Origin of the sequence: Streptomyces sp. NPDC005799, assembly GCF_040630525.1 — a bacterium.
GTDB lineage: Bacteria > Actinomycetota > Actinomycetes > Streptomycetales > Streptomycetaceae > Streptomyces > Streptomyces griseorubiginosus_B.
Genome location: NZ_JBEXXQ010000045.1, coordinates 39,394 through 55,610, shown reverse-complemented (window position 1 = coordinate 55,610; position 16,217 = coordinate 39,394). Strand labels below are relative to the sequence as shown.

Below are 16,217 nucleotides of genomic sequence, written 5' to 3'. Positions count from 1 at the left end.
CTGGTCTTCTCCGAGTACGTACCCATCACGACCGCTGTGACGCTCCGTGGAGCAAGGCCAGTCGACCGCAATACCCCGTTACCCGAGGCAGTTTTAGGCCAACTTTGCTTTATGACAGGCAAGGCACTTGCTTACCACGGACACCAGGAATCCCAGCAGGACAATGCTGGACATCCCCTTACGAGTGCGTGTACATGTGGAGACACTGCTAGCGGCGCAGAATGACATGGGGGTTTGCGATGCTTTTGAGCAGTACGCACCGGTCGGAAAGCCGGACGCCATGAACGCCCCTCACCCTCCGAAAGTGGCTGGAATCGATTCAACGGTTCCCGCGCCCGCACACACTGTCGCGCCCGCGCCCGTCGCCCCGGGAACCACTCCGGTCCCGTTGCCGAACGCGCCGGGAGCACTGCTCCAGGACCGCCTCGCCGGCTGGGTCTCGGACCTCACGACCCTCCATGAACTGACCGAACGGCTGACCCGCACGGACGCACTCGCGGACGCCCTGACCGAACTGCTGCGCGCCGGAGCCGCCCTGGTGGGCGCCCGGCGCGGTCTCGTCGTACTGGAGCCGGCCGACGGACTCGGCCCGGCCACGACCATCGGCCTGGGCCTCGGCCGGGCCGACCTCGGTCACATCGAGACCGTGCCGCGCAGCGCGATGCCGTACGGCCGCATTCTGGACGGACTGCCGGGCGCGGACGGCGAGATCGCCGAACCCGACCTGCTCTCCGAGGACGGCCTCGACCCCCGCCACCGCGAGGTGGCCGCCCGGCTCGGGTACGCCGCGAGCTACTCCCTCCCCCTGTCCGCCGAGGCCACGGGCCGCCTGGGCGCCGCCGTGTGGCTGTACGACGAGCCCGCCGAGCCGGTCGAGCGCCAGCGCCACCTCGTCGGCCTGTACGCGCGGTACGCCGGTGAGCACCTGGGCCGACTGGTCGAAGTGGAGCGCACGCGCGCGTGCATGGCGACGATGACCGAGGAGCTGCTGCCGTCCCGGCTCCCCCGCGTCGCCGGCGTCCAGCTCGCCGCCCGGCACCGCACCGGCCCGCGTGGCGGCGGCGACTGGTACGACGCGCTGCCGCTGCCGGACGCCGCCCTCGGCCTAGCGGTCGGCTCGGTGACCGGTTCCGGGCCGAGCGCCGTCGCCGCGATGGGCCGGCTGCGGGCCTCCCTGCGCGCGTACGCGGTGATGGAGGGCGAGGACCCGGTGGCCGTCCTGTCGGACCTGGAGCTGCTGCTGCGCCTCACCGAGCCCGCCCGCTCCGCGACCGCCCTGTTCGCCTACTGCGAACCCGCGTTGCGCAAGTTCACCCTGGCCGGCGCCGGACACTGCCCGCCGCTGCTGGTCGGCGAGCGGCGCACCGAGTACGTGGAGACGTCGGTGTCCGCGCCGCTGGGCATGCTCGCCTGCTGGGAGGCGCCCAGCGTGGAACTCGAGGCCCAGCCCGGCGAGACGGTGCTGCTCTACACCGACGGCCTGCTGCACCGCACCGGGGACCCCACCGACCGCGCCTTCGCCCGGCTGCACGCCGCGGCGGCCGGTGTGCCGAGGGCGCTGCGGCACGACCCCGACGCGATCGCCGACCACGTGCTGCGCACCGTGCTGCCGGAGGGGCTGGACGCGGCGGACGGCGAGGAGGACGTCGTCCTGCTGGCGGCGCGGTTCGAGTGAGCCGGAGGCGTGTTCTTCCGTACGCGCGCCGCTTCCCTCGGTAACAGGCCTTTCGTCCCTGGGCCCCCTTCCGTACGACCGTACGATGGAGGGGGTCCAGTGCCGTATCGAGGAGGATGACCGTGGCCGAAGAGCTCAATCCGGCTGAGACATCTGCTGCTGCCGCAGCGGGCCCGGACACTGAGTCTGAGGAGCCGATCAAGCAGCGCAAGAACGGCCTGTACCCGGGCGTGTCCGACGAGCTGGCCGAGAACATGAAGTCCGGCTGGGCCGACACGGAGCTGCGCGACCTGGAGCCGATCGCCCAGGCCGCCGAGACCGCGGCCCGCCGCGCGGCGCTGTCCGCGCGCTTCCCGGGCGAGCGTCTGGTGATCCCCGCGGGCAACCTCAAGACCCGTTCGAACGACACGGACTACCCCTTCCGGGCATCCGTCGAGTACGCGTACCTCACGGGCAACCAGACCGAGGACGGCGTGCTCGTGCTCGAGCCGACCGCCGAGGGCCACCGGGCGACGATCTACCTCCTGCCGCGCTCGGACCGCGAGAACGGCGAGTTCTGGCTCTCCGGCCAGGGCGAGCTGTGGGTCGGCCGCCGGCACTCGCTGACCGAGGCGGAGAAGCTGTACGGCATCCCGGCCTCCGACGTGCGCGAGCTGCCCGACGCGCTGCGCGAGGCGGCCGGCCCGGTGCGCGTCGTGCGCGGGTACGACGCCGGGATCGAGGCGGCGCTGACCGACAAGGTCACCGCCGAGCGGGACGAGGAGCTGCGGGTCTTCCTCTCCGAGGCGCGGCTGGTCAAGGACGAGTTCGAGATCGGCGAGCTGCAGAAGGCCGTCGACTCGACGGTGCGCGGCTTCGAGGATGTCGTACGCGTGCTCGACAAGGCCGAGGCGACCAGCGAGCGGTACATCGAGGGCACGTTCTTCCTCCGCGCGCGGGTGGAGGGCAACGACGTCGGCTACGGCACGATCGCCGCGGCCGGGCCGCACGCGTGCACGCTGCACTGGGTGCGCAACGACGGGCCCGTGCGCTCAGGTGAGCTGCTGCTGCTGGACGCGGGCGTCGAGACGCACACGTACTACACCGCCGACGTCACGCGGACGCTGCCGGTGAGCGGGCGGTTCAGCGAGATCCAGAAGAAGATCTACGACGCCGTGTACGACGCCCAGGAGGCCGGTATCGCGGCCGTGCAGCCGGGCGGCAAGTACCGGGACTTCCACGACGCCGCGCAGCGCGTGCTCACCGAGCGGCTCGTCGAGTGGGGGCTGGTCGAGGGACCCGTGGAGCGGGTACTGGAGCTCGGGCTGCAGCGGCGCTGGACGCTGCACGGGACGGGCCACATGCTCGGCATGGACGTGCACGACTGCGCCGCCGCGCGCGTGGAGTCGTACGTCGACGGCACGCTGGAGCCGGGGATGTGCCTCACCGTCGAGCCGGGGCTGTACTTCCAGGCCGACGACCTGACGGTGCCGGAGGAGTACCGGGGCATCGGTGTCCGGATCGAGGACGACATCCTGGTGACCGAGGACGGGAACCGGAACCTGTCGGCGGGCCTGCCCCGGCGATCGGACGAGGTCGAGGCCTGGATGGCTTCGCTCAAGGGCTGATACGGGACGGATGGCCGGGTACCAGTGAGGTGCCCGGCCATCGACGTGCCTGGACACACGTACCTAGGGGGAGGGTTTTCGTGAACGACTTCTTGGCCGGTGTCGGGGTCGACCTGCATCTGGAGCCCGATGCCGGTGACGGCCGGCGGGTCGGACTGGAGCGGGCCCTGCGGGACGCCGTGCGGGACGGGCGGCTGGCGCCCGGCACCCGGCTGCCCGCCACCCGGCGGCTCGCGAGTGAACTCGGGATCTCCCGGGGGACCGCGAAGGCGGCTTACGACCAGTTGGTCGCCGAGGGGTATCTGACCGCTCGGCAGGGATCGGGGACGCAGGTCGCGCAGCTGCCCTCGGCCGACCAGGAGGCGCCCGACGCGGCCACGCACGCGCGTACCCCGCGTTTCGATCTGCGGCCGGGCAGCCCGGACGTCGGGGCGTTCCCGGCGGCGGCCTGGCTGCGGGCGCTCAGACGCGCCATCGCCACGGCGCCCCTGCTGGCGTACGACTACGGGGACCCGCGCGGCCGCACAGAGCTGCGGCAGGCGCTGTCGGGATACCTGGGGCGCGCGCGAGGGGTCATCGCGCCCCCGGAGCGCATTGTGATCACCTCCGGGTACGTGCAGGGGCTCGCGCTCCTCACGCGCGTGCTGGAAGGCGGCGAGATCGCCATGGAGGATCCGGGGCTGCCGTTCCACCGGGAGGTCGTGCGGCACAACGGAGGCACCGTGGTGCCGGTACCGGTCGACGAACGCGGGGTGTGCGCCGACGCGCTGGCGGACGCGAAGGCCGTCGTCGTCACCCCCGCCCACCAGTACCCGACCGGCGTCACACTGCGCCCCGAGCGGCGGCGGGCGCTGACGGACTGGGCACGCGCGCGTGGCGGGCTGATCGTCGAGGACGACTACGACGGGGAGTTCCGGTACGACCGCCAGCCGGTGGGCGCGTTGCAGGGGATGGCTCCCGGGCAGGTCGTCTATCTGGGCACCGCCTCCAAGACGCTCGGGCCGGCGCTGCGGCTCGGCTGGATGGTGCTGCCGCCGCACCTGGTCGACGCGGTCGCCGACGCCAAGCTCCACAGCGACCACCACACCGAGTCCATCGGCCAGCTGGCGCTCGCGGAGCTCATCGACAGCCATGCCTATGACCGGCACGTACGCGCGTGCCGGCTCAGATACCGCAGGCGCAGGGACCAGCTCCTGGACCGGCTCGGCGGGCGGCGGAACGTGCGCGGGATCGCCGCCGGGCTGCACGCGCTCGTGGAGGTCGCCGACGAGGCGGAGGTACTGAAGCGCGCCGAGGCGGAGGGGCTCGCGCTGGGGCGGCTCGGTGACCACTGGCACACGCCGGGCGAGGACCGGGCCCAGGGCGTGATCGTCGGGTACGGGACGCCTCGGGAGCGGGTGTATCCGGAGGCGTTGGAGGTGCTGGGCAAGGTACTGGACGGCAGCTGAATTGGGCCAGCGAGACGGCGGGTGATTGGGCCTGTCCGAGGGTCCATTGCCTTCATAGTGTCGCTGTCATGATCTCTCGACTCGTTCCGCCCGCCGGTCCGCGGCGCGTGCTGGCGCTGGCCCAGCTGGCCGACTCGACCGGCGACGGGGCCTACTACGTGACCTCCGCGCTGTACTTCACGCATGTCGTCGGTCTGGCGCCCGCGCGCGTGGGGCTCGGGGTGACCGTCGCCTGGGCGGTCGGGTCGCTGGCCGGGGTGCCGCTCGGGCGGGTCGCCGACCGGCGTGGGGCGCGGGCCGCGGCCGTGCTGCTGGCGGTGGGAACCGCGGCCGCTGTCGGTTCGTTCCTGGTGGTGCGGGGGTTCGTTCCGTTCGTCCTCGCCGCCTGCGCGTACGCGACGGCGCAGTCGGGCCTGGCGGCGGCCCGACAGGCGCTGCTCGCGGGACTGGTGACGGCCGGGGAGCGGACGGGGCTGCTCGCACAGCTGCAGGCCACGCTGAACGCCGGGCTGGCGGTGGGCGCGGGGCTGGGCGGACTGGCCTTGCAGGCGGGGACCCGGGCGGCGTACCTCGGGGTGTTCGCCCTGGACGCTGCGAGCTTCCTGATGTGCGCGGCCCTGCTGCTCCGGTTGCCGGCCGTGGCACCGGTCGCGGTGGGCGAGGGGCGGGAGCGGGGCGTGCTCCGGGGGCGGCCGACGCGGGAACGGGACAGGCTCGGTGTGGTGAGGGACAGGCCGTATGTGGTGGTCGCGTTGCTCAACACCGTGCTGCTGTTGCGGATGCCGCTGCTCAGTCTGGGGCTGCCGCTCTGGATCGCCGAGCGGACGACCGCACCCGCCTGGCTGGTCTCGGCGCTGTTCGTGCTCAACACCGGCGCGGTGATGCTGTTCCAGGTACGGCTGGCGCGCGGTGTCACGGGGCTGGGGTCCGCCACGCGCGCGGTGCGGCGCTCGGGGTGGGTGATGCTGGCGGCGTGCGCGGTGTTCGCGCTCTCGGGAGGGGTGCCGCGTTGGCCGGCGGTGGGGTTCCTGGTCGTCGCAGCCGTGCTCCAGGTCGTCGCCGAGATGGGGCAGTCGGCCGGTTCCTGGCAGCTGTCCTTCGATCTCGCGCCGGTGGACCGGGTCGGCGAGTACCAGGGCTTCTTCGGCACCGGGGTGACGGTGGCCCGCACCGTGGGCCCGCTGGTGCTGACCTCGCTGCTGGTGGGGTGGGGGACGCCGGGGTGGCTGCTGCTGGGCGGGGCGACGGTGGCGGCGTCGTACGCGATGGGGCCGGCCGCGAGGCGGGCCGTCGACCGGATGACACGGCTGGGTGAAGACGCGGGGCGCGAAGGTGCGCGGACCGGATGGGTGACGGGCCCAGTGCGCCGGGGCCGATAGATCTCAAACTCACCCCATGAGTAAAGTCTTGGTAAAAAATCGTCGAGGCCGGAGCTGGTCAGGTATTTCTTGGACTCCTATCGGAGGAGCCATCGAGCGTGTTTCCGCCACTCCGACCCTTCGGAGGCGGGGTCTGAATGGGATTTTCTTACTGCTCAACTCCGTTACAGGTGCTGGCAGTTGGGGTGCGACCAGGCGCGTCGCGATCCTTTCCGGCCGTATGCTTTCATGGCTCCCCCAGACTCACGAGCGTGTTCGCCGAGCGGTGCGCTCCAGGTATCCGTAATATCCGCTTCGTGCGGATTGTCTTCTGGCCGGTCCAGCGGACACACGGAAGATCGAGGTTCGCCCATGAGCACGTCCACCAACGCCTCGGCCGAAGAGCCGGGGAAGCCGTCGCCCGACGGGCCCGAGCGGGTCCCGCTGGTACGGCTCGCCGCCCGCCCGGACGGTGTCGCGTCCGGTGCCCTGACCCGGGTGGTGTCGCACGGTGCTCCTGAGCGAGGTCCCGCCCGCGTCTCGGTCGCGGCGTTCCAGTCGGCCGTCTGATCCCCCGCCCCTCGGGCAGGAATCGAACAGTGCGCTCATGGACCCCTCGCCTCACCCCCTGAGCCAGTTCGTGTTGAAGATGCACAGCCGCTGCGATCTCGCATGCGATCACTGCTACGTCTTCGAACACGCGGACCAGAGTTGGCGAGGCCGCCCCAAGGTGATCTCCGACGCGGTACTGGACATCACCGCCGAGCGCATCGCCGAGCACGCCCGAACCCATCGGCTCGACACCGTCCACGTGGTCCTGCACGGCGGGGAACCCCTCCTCGCCGGCCGGGCCAGACTGCGTCGTGCGGCGGAGGGGTTACGCAGCGCCCTCGCCGGCGTCTGCGGCCTCGACCTGCGCATCCACACGAACGGCGTCACGCTCGACGAGAAGTTCTGCGACCTGTTCGCCGAGTTCGACATCAAGATCGGTGTCTCGCTCGACGGCGACAGGGCCGCCAACGATCTGCATCGCCGCTACCGCGACGGACGCAGCAGCCACGACCGTGTCCTGCGCGCGATCAGCCTTCTGCGGCAGCCGCGCTACCGGCACCTCTTCGCCGGCATTCTCTGCACGATCGACCTGCGCAACGATCCGGACACCGTCTACAGCGCCCTCGCCGCACTCTCGCCTCCCCGCATCGACTTCCTGCTCCCCCACGCCACCTGGGACGACCCTCCGCCGCGCCCGTCCGCATCCGCCACGGCGTACGGTGACTGGCTGCTGCGGATCTTCGACCGGTGGACGGCCGACGGCCGCCCGATGGGCGTGCGTGTCCTCGACTCCGTACTGCGCACACTGCGCGGAGCGAGCAGCCTCACCGAGTCCCTGGGACTGGCGCCCGTGGAACTGGCGGTGATCGAGACAGACGGGGCGCTGGAGCTGGCGGACAGCCTCAAGACCGCGTACGACGGCGCTCCCGCGACCGGAATGCGCGTGCAGGCCAACTCACTGGACGAGATGGCGACGCATCCCGGCATCGTCGCCCGGCAACGGGGGCTGGAGGGGCTGAGCGACACCTGCCGTGCCTGTCCGGTCGTCCGTTCCTGCGGCGGCGGTCTGTACGCGCACCGCTACCGCACCGGGAGCGGCGCGAACGGGTTCATGAACCCGTCGGTGTTCTGCGCCGACCTCAAACAGCTGATCCTCGGCATCCGCGACAGGGAAACCCAGAAGATGTCCATGCCACCCTCGCTCAGGAACGGCGCGCACCTCGACGAACTCGCCTCCGGCTTCGGTGGCCACGAGGCCGTCGAACTGCTGGCCCGGCACGAACTCACCGTCAACCGTGAGCTCCTGGCCGCCGTCTGGCACGAGGTTCCCCACAGTGCGACCGGGACGGCCGCCTGGGAGACCTTGACCGTCCTCGACGCCGAGGCTCCCGGATCGGTCGACGCCGTGCTGGCCCACCCGTATCTCAGGCCCTGGGCGCTGCGCTCGCTCGGCGGTGACGAGGAGGCCGGCCCGATCGCGATGCGCGGCGTCGCCGAACTGGCCGCCGCGGCGCTGGTGCGGGCCGGCCGGCCGGGCACGGTGACGGTTCCCGCCCACTCCGGGGTGCTGCGGCTGCCGACCCTCGGGGCACTCAAGGTGGGCGACGCCGCCGAGGGACAGGTGACCGGGAACAACGACGACGGCTTCGCCGTGCGTGTCGGGAGCCGGGAGCACCGGATCGGGCACAAGCAGGGGGCGGATCCCTCGTGGCTCGACCGGCACCTCTTCGAACTGCCCGACTGGACGATCGCATTGGAGGACACCGACCCCTGGCGCGACGTCCACGGGTACGCCGTGCAACCGCGGCTGTCCGACGCGGCGGCCGAGAAGTGGCACAGCCGGCTCAAGGCCGCCTGGGAGTGGATCCGGCGTGAACTGCCCGCCTACGCCCCCGGGCTCGCCACGGGGCTGAGCGTTGTCACCCCGTTGCGGGCGGGCGTCTCCGGCGCGGACATCAGTTCGGCCGCGCGAGACGCCTTCGGTGCGGTCGCTGTCGCCCGACCCGATGCGCCGGAGACCCTGGCCTGTCTGCTGGTGCACGAGTTCCAGCACGTCAAGCTGGGCGCCCTACTCGATCTGACCGACCTCTACGACCCCACGTGCGAGCAGTTGTTCTACGCGCCCTGGCGCCCCGATCCGCGCCCCCTGGAAGGGCTGCTGCAGGGGACGTACGCGCACATCGCCGTCGTCGACTTCTGGCGCGCGCGTCACAGGACCACGGACGGTGCCGAGGCGCGCGCCGCCGAAGCGCAGTTCGCGCGGTGGCGCGAGCAGACCGCGGAGGCCGTGGACACGCTGGCCGCCTCGGGAGCCCTGACGGAAGAGGGCGAGCGGTTCGTGACAGCCATGGGGGAGACCCTGGCGAGCAGACTGACGGCGCCCCTGAGCCCGGACGCCCTGACCGAGGCACGCAGGGCGGCGACGGACCACAAGCGGCGCACGGCGTCCTGAGCGCACTGCCGCTTTTCTCGCTTTTCTCGCTCTCCTCCCCGGAGGCCCTTCCGCCGTCGGACAACTCCCGGATGTCGCGGCCCCGTTCCGCGAAGGGAGCCTGGTTCCTACACTGAAGCTCCGTCGGCGGCTCATCGGGGGGCATTCGTGCGAGTGGACGCAGAGGACCCCAGGAACAGACGGCCGTACTTCTTCCTGAGCTACGCCCACACCCCGCGCAACGACTCCGAGGTCGCCGGTCCCAACGCATGGGTGAAGAAGCTCTACGACGGCCTGTGCGCCCACATCCTGGAGATGACGTCGTTACCGGTGGGGGCGAGGGCCGGGTTCCTGGACCAGGGAATGGCGCTGGGAACGCGGTGGACGGACGAGTTGTCGGAGAACCTGGCCCGGTGTCAGGTGTTCGTTCCGCTCTATTCGCCGCGCTACTTCATCAGCGAGCAGTGCGGCCGCGAGTGGTGGGCCTTCTCCCAGCGGGAGATATACCGCCACACCCGGCGCGGGGATTCCCGGGAGAGCGCCATCGTCCCCGCGTTATGGGTGCCCGTCGAAGTCGCGCAACTGCCCCAGGTGGCCAAGGACCTGCAGTTCCAGCACGCTGACTTCGGAGAGGACTACGCGGCCGAGGGGTTCTACGGACTGACCAAACTCAGCTATCTGAAGGACCAGTACGAACTCGCCGTCTACCGGCTGGCGCAGCGGATCGTGCGGGCGAGCCGGGCCGTCGATCTGGAAGAGGGGCAGATCTACCGGGACTACGAGTCGCTGCCCAGCGCGTTCGGCGACACCGCTCACCCACCCGGGTTCGACGTCACCGTGCTCGCCCGCTGCCGCGCGGACCTGCCGGACGGCCGGGTGCCCGACTACTACGGCGAGACCCCGACCGAGTGGAACCCGTACCACCCCGTCTCGACCCGTTCACTGGTGGAACACGCCGCCGATCTCGTCCGGGCCATGAACTTCCGCGTCACCGTGAGCGACTTCGAGAACGAGGCCGACCGTCTGCTGTCCTCCGGGCCGCCCACCGCGCCCGTCCTGCTGCTGCTCGACCGGTGGGCCCTGGACTCCCCGCGCGTCAAGGAGCTGATGGCACAGCTGGCCGAGCGCCGACGGCCGTGGATCAGCGTCATGATCCCCCAGCACAGGGACGACACCATCCCGCCCGAGCGTGACCGGCAACTGCAGGAGCTCACCGACCGGCTGCTGGCCACGCGACAGGCGGCGGGCTCGGGCCATCGGTCCCCGGGCGGCGGCATCCGAACCCTGGAGGCGTTCGCCGTCGAGTTGCAGAAGGCCGTACGACAGGCCGTCAGCTACTTCGAGGCCCACGCGATGACGTATCCGCCGAAGGGACCAGCGGCCGACCCCCCCTGGCTGCCCCGGCAGGTGCACCCCGTCTAGGCGGGCGCCGAGCACCCGCGGGACGCCCTCGGGCAGCACACGGACAGGCACGGCACAGGGAAGGGCAGGCCGAGACAGTGGAGGGCTCCATGACCGAGAACCGCAAGGGCTCAGTGATCACCTTCTACTCGTACAAGGGCGGGACCGGCCGCACGATGGCTCTCGCCAACGTGGCCTGGATCCTGGCCGCCAACGGCTATCGCGTGCTCGCCGTCGACTGGGACCTGGAGGCCCCGGGACTGCACAGGTTCTTCCACCCGTTCCTGAGGCCCTCCCTGCTGCGGGCCACGCCGGGCCTGATCAACCTGATCGACGACTACCGGCGCGAGGCGCTGCGCGACCTTCCCGACCGCGAGCCCGACTGGCACCGCCGCTACGCCCGGGTCCGGCCGCACGCCATCTCCCTGGACTGGTCGTTCCAGGCCCCCGGCAGCCTGGACTTCCTGTCGGCCGGCATGCGGCACCGCGACTACCCGATCGTCGGCAACATGGACTGGGACCGCTTCTACAGCAGTTATGGCGGCGGGCAGTTCTTCGACGCGATGCGCGCGGACATGGAGCGCTACTACGACTTCACGTTGATCGACAGCCGCACCGGTCACAGCGACCTCGCCGACATCTGCACCGTCCAGATGCCCAGCACGCTGGTGGTCTGCTACACCCTCAGCGACCAGAGCATCGACGGTGCCGCCTCGGTCGCCCGGGACATCGAGGAGCGTTACGGCGAGAAGGGGATCCGCATCCTCCCGGTCGCCATGCGCATCGACGACGGCGAGAAGGACAAGGTGGACGCGGGCCGGGCCCTCGCCCGTGAGCGTTTCGACGGTCTGCCCAGTGGCATGAGCCCCGACGAACTCGTCGCCTACTGGGGTTCGGTGGAGATCCCGTACCGGCCCTACTACGCCTACGAGGAGATCCTCGCCCCCTTCGGTGACCCGCCCAAGGTGGCCAGTTCCATGCTGACGGCCTGCGAACGGCTGACCGCGGTCATCACCGAGAACCGGGTGACCGGCCTGCCGCCCATCAGCGAGGTCAAACGCGCCCAGTACGTCTCGGCCTACACCCGCCGCCGCCCCCTGCCCCCCTCGAAGCTGCTGCTGCAGTACGTCTCCGAGGACCGGATGTGGGTGGACTGGCTGGAGACCGTGCTGCGCGAGTCCCGGTTCGACGTGTCCTCCCAGGACGTGCGGTCGATGACGACCCTGGAGGTCGGCGCCGGATCCACCGGTGGCTCTCAACGAGTGCTCGCGGTCGTGTCCTCCGCGTTCCTCGGCTCACGGACGGCCCGCGCGGTCTGGGAGGCCGCGATGCACTCGGACGGTTCGCAGAAACACCAGCCCGTCGCACTGCGCGTCGGGGACGTACCGCAGATTCCCCACGCCGGCCGGAACGGCACCATCGATCTGGTGCGGCTGGACGAGGACTCGGCGGCCGCCGCGCTGCTCACGGGCCTGGGCCGGCCGAGTTCGCCGGGACCGGTCGGCAACATGCACGGCGTGCGGTTCCCGAACGCCAGCACGAGCGTGTCCAATGTCCAGCCCCGCTACCCGTTCTTCACCGGCCGCTCGTCGATCCTGGACCAGGTGCGCCGGCAGTTCGTCGCCGGCGCCTCCGGCCAGCGACTGCCGCAGGTGCTGCACGGGCTCGGCGGGGTGGGCAAGACCCAGCTGGCACGCGAGTACGCCAACCGCTTCAAGGCCGACTACGACCTGGTGTGGTGGGTCGACGCCGAGCAGCCCGACCTCGTCCCGCCCAAGCTCGCCGACCTGGGCCGCCGGCTCGATCCCGGCATCGGCGACGACGTCAACGAGGCGGCCCTGGCCGCCCTGCAGGCGCTGCGGGCCGGACGGCCGTACAAGCGCTGGCTGCTGGTGTTCGACAACGTCGAGGACCTGGACCAGGTGCTGACCCGGTTCGTCGACCTGACCGCCCCGATCCCGGACGACCTCTACGGCCATCTCCTGGTCACCACCCGGACCAAACCCACCTCGACCCAGGTGCAGCCGGTGGAGGTGGAGGTGTTCACGCGCGAGGAGAGCGTCGAGCACCTGTCCCGGCGGGTGCCCGGACTGCGCGACGAGGATGCCACCCGGGTCGCCGAGGCGGTCGGCGACCTTCCGCTGGCGATCGAGGTCGCCGCGGCCTGGCTGGAGACCACGGCGACACCGGTCGGCGAGTACATCGAACAACTCAGCGAGCAGAGCACCCGGGTGCTGTCGGTCCCGGCCGCCGTCGGCGCCGTGGAGTACCCGTCCTCCGTGGGCGCCACCTGGAACATCTCGATCAACCGGCTGCGCCAGGAATCCCCCGCGGCCGCCCGGTTGCTCGAACTCTGCAGCTTCCTGTCCGCCGAACCGATCTCGATGACGCTGGTCGGCAGCGACGCGATGATCAGGTCGTTGCTGCCGTACGACAAGGATCTGCGGGCCCGGTACATGCTCGGCAAGGTCACCCAGGCGCTGAACAGGTTCGCGCTGGCCAAGGTCGACTCCACCGACAACTCCATCCAGGTGCACCGCCTGGTGCAGGCCGCGGTGCGCGACAGCATGGAGCCGGAGGCGTTCAACGACACCGCTCACGAGGTGCACCGCATCCTCGCCGCGGCGCGGCCGCCCGAGGGCGCGGTGGACGACCCCGCCCAGTGGCCCGGGTTCGAGGTGATCTGGCCGCACCTCGTGCCCTCCCAGATCCGCGAGTGCGCGGAGGAGGAGCCGCGGCAGCTGATGGTGGACCGCATGCGCTACCTGTGGAAGCGCGGCGAACTGCACGTCGCCCGGACCCTCGGCACCCAGCTGAACGAGTTCTGGAGCACCGAGTTCCCCGACTCCAACGACGAGCAGATACTCAATCTCCGTTTCGAACTGGCCAACATCGTGCGCTCCCAGGGCGAGTACCAGACCGCCCGTGAGATGGACGAGGACACCTTGGAGCGGCAGCGCCGACTCCTCGGTGAGGGCCACCCGTCCCTGCTCATCACCTCCGGCAGCGTGGCCGCCGACCTGAGGGCGCTCGGCCGCTTCAACGAGGCGCTCGAACTGGACCAGCGCATCTACAGCGGCTTCCGCGAGATCTTCGGCGAGGACCACCCACGCACCCTCAGCTCGGCCAACAACCTCGCCATCGACTACCGCCTGACCGGGGAGAGCAAGGCCGCCCGACGGCTGGACGAGGACACCGTCCGACGCCGTACCGCGCTCCTTGGTCCCCTGCACCCCTACACACTGACCACGCGCAGCCACTACGCCCGCGACCTTCGGGAGCTCGGCGAGTACGACGAGTCCGTGCGGATCCTGCAGGAGGTGCGCGAGTTGTTCGGGCAGGTCCTCAACCCGTACGTGCCGGAGGTGCTGCGGGTCGACAAGAGCCTCGCCGTGTCCTTGCGCAGGGCCGGGCGGCACCAGGAGGCACTGCGGCTGAGCGAGCAGACCTGGGAGACCCATGCCCGCTCCCGTGACCGGTACGGCCGCTCCATCCCCGAGGAACTCGCCTGCGGGCTCAACCTCGCCGCCGACTACCTGGCCACCGACCCCGGTCAGGGAGCCGAGCGGGCCGTGCAGCAGGTCACGGACGTGCTGGAGGGGTACCGGAACTCCTTCGGCGTCGACCATCCGTTCACGATGTTCTGCATCAACAACCTGGCCGTCTATCACCGGGCCCAGGGCGACGCGCGGACGGCCGCCGACCTGGCCGAACAGGCCCGCTCCGCGCTGGCGGGAGCCCTCGGCAACCTCCATCCGGCCGCCCTCAGCGCGGGGACCAGCCTGGCCAACACCCTGGCCGACCTCGGCCGGCACGAGGAGGCGGAACACTGGGAGCGACTGACCATGACCGGCCTGCGCAAACGGCTCGGTCCCACCCACCCCGACACCGTGAGCAGCATGGCCAACCTCGCGATCACCCTGCGCGACCTGGGCCGGGGAACGGAGGCCACGGAACTCCACCACGAGGCGGAGAGGGAACTGATCCAGCGACTGGGCGAGACACACCCGCTGAGCGAGGCGACGGTGGCCTGGCGGCGCATCGACCGGGACCTGGAGCCGCAGCAGGTGTGACAGGGGGTCCTGGCTGCCCCGCACGCCGGGCCTCGGCCACCCGTGCTACCCCCAGTGCCACGACCGCCGCTGTTCCTCCCCCTTGTGCTGCGAGGCCCAGCCGATGACGCGGGTCATCACCCGCAGCGCCCCGAAGTGGGCCGCGTCGCGTTCGACCTCGACCCGGGCACCGGGGATGTTGCGGCCGAGCCAGCGCGTGTGGGCCACCGGGGCGAAGATGTCCTCCTCCCCGTGCCAGAGGTAGACGGGGGCCGTGATGCCCGAAAGGTCGAAGCCCCAACTGGTGCTGAACGCCATGACGTCGTCCACCCAGCCGTCCGCGGAACTGCGCAGCCCCTCGGCGAAGTTGCGCTCCAGCATGGCCTGGATGCCGGCGTCCGCGACGATCCAGCGGTCGGACTCGGGCAGTTCGCTGCGCATCTCGGCGACGGAGGCCGCCGGGTCCGCGCGGATCGTCAGCGACCGGCGCCCCAGCGCGGCGGTGAGCCGCTGCCGGCCCGCGGCCGCGTTGACGTACGCGTGGACGTTGGCCTCGGTCATGCCGTCGAACCAGTCCAGGTCGGCGGCGTCCGGGGGTGCGAGGCCCACCAGCGCCCCGGCCCGTGCCGTACGGGCCGGGAGCAGGGCCGCGCAGGCGAGGGCGTGCGGGGCGCCGCCGGAGCGGCCCACCACGCCGAACCGGTCGATCCCCAGGGCGTCGGCGATCAGGCTCACGTCCTCGGCCGCGGCGCGTACGGTGCGTCCCGGCCTGCGGTCGGAGTCGCCGTATCCCGGCCGGTCGAACGTGATCAGGCGGACGCCCATGCGGTAGAGCACCGACGGCCGCGGCGCGGGCCCCAGCCTGCTGCCGGGAGTGCCGTGCAGCAGGAACACCGGGCGGCCCCGCGGATCACCGCGCTCCTCCACCGAGAGCCGCCGCCCGTCCCCCGCACATACCGTCCACGCCATTGACAGTCCCCCTGCAGCCCGGCGTTCCCCTGACTCCGGCAGCGGACCGACCGGCGTCGGCCCCAGTGGTGCGCGGCGCACCGCGGATGCCGTCAGCGCGGTACGTCCGCCCGTTTGCGCGCCGGGCCGGGCCGTGTGTGCCGGACGGGCACCGACTCCGCTGTCTGGCCAGTATGCAGACCGGTCCCCCCGCAGTCATGCCGTGGGATCCTCACACCGCCATCAACGGCGCGTCCTCGCGCCACTTGAGGATCTTGTCGAAGCTCACCACCGTGCCGCCCCGGCCCGGCTTGTCGCCGATGTGGACGTGGTCGGCGAGTTCCTGGATGAGGCAGAGGCCCCGGCCGTGCTCGGCGTCGGTGCGGGCCGGACGGACGGGGGCGGTGCCGGAGATGCCGGGTCCGGAGTCGGTGACCTCGATGCGGCACTTCTCGCCGTCGAGATAGGCGGTGACCCGGTACGCCTGCGAGGACGCGCCCCGCGCCGCGTCGCCGCCGTGCTCCACGGCGTTCGCGCAGGCCTCGCTCAGCGCGACCGAGAGGTCGTAGGAGACGTCGGGGTCCACGCCCGCCGTCTCCATCGTGCCGAGCAGCAGCCGTCGCGCGAGAGGAACGCTCGCAGCTTCCCGCCGCAAGTGGAGTGACCACCAGATGCTCATGCTCCAGCCTCCCGGCCGCGGCTCGACATACCGTTTCTTATTGCCGCGCGTGCCCGTGTGTAAGCA

Annotated in this window: 10 protein-coding genes; 8 read left to right on the top strand and 2 right to left on the bottom strand. The window is 71.3% G+C overall.

Annotation, left to right across the window (positions count from 1 at the left end; all coding sequences use genetic code 11):
* Positions 1 to 163 precede the first annotated feature (163 nt).
* The 8 genes from ABZ453_RS35560 (at position 164) to fxsT (ending at position 14,545) form a co-directional block, all read left to right on the top strand.
* Positions 164 to 1,675, top strand: coding sequence for a PP2C family protein-serine/threonine phosphatase (locus ABZ453_RS35560; protein ID WP_359021656.1), 1,512 nt, complete (start codon positions 164 to 166; stop codon positions 1,673 to 1,675).
* Between the two features lie 116 nt (positions 1,676 to 1,791).
* Positions 1,792 to 3,282 carry an aminopeptidase P family protein gene (locus ABZ453_RS35555; RefSeq protein ID WP_359021654.1) on the top strand — a complete coding sequence of 497 codons (1,491 nt, stop codon included), beginning with the start codon at positions 1,792 to 1,794 and terminating at the stop codon, positions 3,280 to 3,282.
* Between the two features lie 80 nt (positions 3,283 to 3,362).
* Positions 3,363 to 4,730 carry a PLP-dependent aminotransferase family protein gene (locus ABZ453_RS35550; protein ID WP_359021652.1) on the top strand — a complete coding sequence of 456 codons (1,368 nt, stop codon included), beginning with the start codon at positions 3,363 to 3,365 and terminating at the stop codon, positions 4,728 to 4,730.
* 68 nt (positions 4,731 to 4,798) lie between these two features.
* Positions 4,799 to 6,109, top strand: coding sequence for an MFS transporter (locus ABZ453_RS35545; RefSeq protein WP_359021650.1), 1,311 nt, complete (start codon positions 4,799 to 4,801; stop codon positions 6,107 to 6,109).
* Between the two features lie 351 nt (positions 6,110 to 6,460).
* A complete protein-coding gene (locus ABZ453_RS35540) occupies positions 6,461 to 6,658 on the top strand; it encodes an FXSXX-COOH protein (protein WP_359021648.1) in 198 nt (65 codons plus the stop codon).
* A 37-nt stretch (positions 6,659 to 6,695) separates the two neighbouring features.
* Positions 6,696 to 9,092 carry an FxsB family cyclophane-forming radical SAM/SPASM peptide maturase gene (locus ABZ453_RS35535; RefSeq protein WP_359021646.1) on the top strand — a complete coding sequence of 799 codons (2,397 nt, stop codon included), beginning with the start codon at positions 6,696 to 6,698 and terminating at the stop codon, positions 9,090 to 9,092.
* A 147-nt stretch (positions 9,093 to 9,239) separates the two neighbouring features.
* Entirely contained in the window at positions 9,240 to 10,493 is a 1,254-nt protein-coding gene (locus ABZ453_RS35530) for a TIR-like protein FxsC (RefSeq protein ID WP_359021644.1), read from the top strand.
* Between the two features lie 89 nt (positions 10,494 to 10,582).
* Positions 10,583 to 14,545 (top strand): FxSxx-COOH system tetratricopeptide repeat protein, encoded by a 3,963-nt coding sequence (gene fxsT / locus ABZ453_RS35525; RefSeq protein WP_359021642.1) that lies wholly within the window; start codon positions 10,583 to 10,585, stop codon positions 14,543 to 14,545.
* A gap of 45 nt (positions 14,546 to 14,590) precedes the next feature.
* On the opposite strand, the gene ABZ453_RS35520 is transcribed toward fxsT, so the two are convergent.
* Positions 14,591 to 15,493 (bottom strand): alpha/beta hydrolase, encoded by a 903-nt coding sequence (locus tag ABZ453_RS35520; RefSeq protein ID WP_359021640.1) that lies wholly within the window; start codon positions 15,491 to 15,493, stop codon positions 14,591 to 14,593.
* A 211-nt stretch (positions 15,494 to 15,704) separates the two neighbouring features.
* Complete coding sequence (locus tag ABZ453_RS35515; protein WP_359021638.1) at positions 15,705 to 16,151, bottom strand: ATP-binding protein; 447 nt, start codon at positions 16,149 to 16,151, stop codon at positions 15,705 to 15,707.
* Between the last annotated feature and the right edge of the window lie 66 nt (positions 16,152 to 16,217).

What these genes read in the sequence shown, in the direction of transcription:
- ABZ453_RS35540 (WP_359021648.1), top strand. Translation starts at nt 6,461, where the DNA reads ATGAGCACGTCCACCAACGCCTCGGCCGAAGAGCCGGGGAAGCCGTCG.
- ABZ453_RS35520 (WP_359021640.1), bottom strand. Translation starts at nt 15,493, where the DNA reads ATGGCGTGGACGGTATGTGCGGGGGACGGGCGGCGGCTCTCGGTGGAG.
- ABZ453_RS35515 (WP_359021638.1), bottom strand. Translation starts at nt 16,151, where the DNA reads ATGAGCATCTGGTGGTCACTCCACTTGCGGCGGGAAGCTGCGAGCGTT.
- fxsT (WP_359021642.1), top strand. Translation starts at nt 10,583, where the DNA reads ATGACCGAGAACCGCAAGGGCTCAGTGATCACCTTCTACTCGTACAAG.
- ABZ453_RS35555 (WP_359021654.1), top strand. Translation starts at nt 1,792, where the DNA reads ATGACCGTGGCCGAAGAGCTCAATCCGGCTGAGACATCTGCTGCTGCC.
- ABZ453_RS35535 (WP_359021646.1), top strand. Translation starts at nt 6,696, where the DNA reads ATGGACCCCTCGCCTCACCCCCTGAGCCAGTTCGTGTTGAAGATGCAC.
- ABZ453_RS35545 (WP_359021650.1), top strand. Translation starts at nt 4,799, where the DNA reads ATGATCTCTCGACTCGTTCCGCCCGCCGGTCCGCGGCGCGTGCTGGCG.
- ABZ453_RS35560 (WP_359021656.1), top strand. Translation starts at nt 164, where the DNA reads ATGCTGGACATCCCCTTACGAGTGCGTGTACATGTGGAGACACTGCTA.